The organism is Acinetobacter sp. GWC1_38_13, from assembly GCF_001767535.1.
In the GTDB taxonomy this organism is placed as follows: domain Bacteria; phylum Pseudomonadota; class Gammaproteobacteria; order Pseudomonadales; family Moraxellaceae; genus Acinetobacter; species Acinetobacter junii.
In genome coordinates, this window is record NZ_MELG01000046.1 from 1 (window position 1) to 952 (window position 952).

The following is a 952-nucleotide window of genomic DNA, read 5'->3' on the forward strand; positions in this document are numbered from 1 at the left end:
TTTCCTTTTGGATCAAAATCTGAACCACCTTTACCACCACCCATCGGTAAAGTTGTAAGTGCATTTTTGAAAGTTTGCTCAAATCCCAAAAACTTTAAAATCGATAAATTAACTGAAGGATGAAATCTCATCCCACCTTTAAAAGGACCAATCGCTGAATTATATTGAACTCGAAAAGCACGATTTACATGAGTTTGACCTTGGTCATCCATCCAAGAAACACGAAATTGAATCACGCGTTCAGGTTCAATCAGTCGTTCAAGTAAACCGTATTGTGCATACTTAGGGTTTTTCTGGATAAATGGCCACAGGCTCATCATAACTTCTTCTACAGCTTGTAGAAATTCTGGTTGATGAGGATCTCTGCGTTTCACGTAATCCAAGAATTCATTTAAGCTACCGTATTTCAACACTCACCCCCGAGTCTATGATTCAAATTAGTGCCATTTTTGCACCAAAGTAGAATATCTCATAAAACAACTATAAATTACTATCAGACAAGCAAAGCACTTCCTCTATAAAATAAAATTAAATATAATTTTCAAATATTTAATCCAATAAATATTCATTATTTATTTTATAAATACTGAGAAATATACATGAATAATTAACAAAAAAGTGAAAATAACTAATTTTTAAAAATAAAATCGCACTAAAATAAAGCCAATGAAGCACCATTTTAATTCAGATAAAAATGCTACTTATTGTTTAAATAAATCCACAGTCTCTAAATAAAGGATTATTTGTTATAATTCAGTTCTGCTCTTACTTTCACCTCACTGCTTCTATGTTACTTTCTGATCAGCAAGTCTCTCTTATCGTTCAAATAGACCAATTACTGCCTCAAACACAATGTGGTTTATGTGGACACCGTGATGGGTGTTTGCCATATGCAAAGTCGATTAGCGAAGGTGAAGCAGCAAACAAATGTGTACCTGGCGGGCAACCTGTA

At 33.6% G+C, this 952-nt stretch carries 2 protein-coding genes; one reads left to right on the forward strand and one right to left on the reverse strand.

What is annotated here, in order from left to right; all coding sequences use genetic code 11:
- Window positions 1-413: Glu/Leu/Phe/Val dehydrogenase dimerization domain-containing protein (locus A2003_RS04490; RefSeq protein ID WP_286686872.1), on the reverse strand; the 413-nt coding region annotated here is incomplete at its 3' end.
- 374 nt (window positions 414-787) lie between these two features.
- On the opposite strand from A2003_RS04490, the gene A2003_RS04495 reads away from it, so the two are divergent.
- Window positions 788-952 (forward strand): (Fe-S)-binding protein (locus A2003_RS04495; RefSeq protein ID WP_286686877.1); only part of this gene is annotated, 165 nt, incomplete at its 3' end.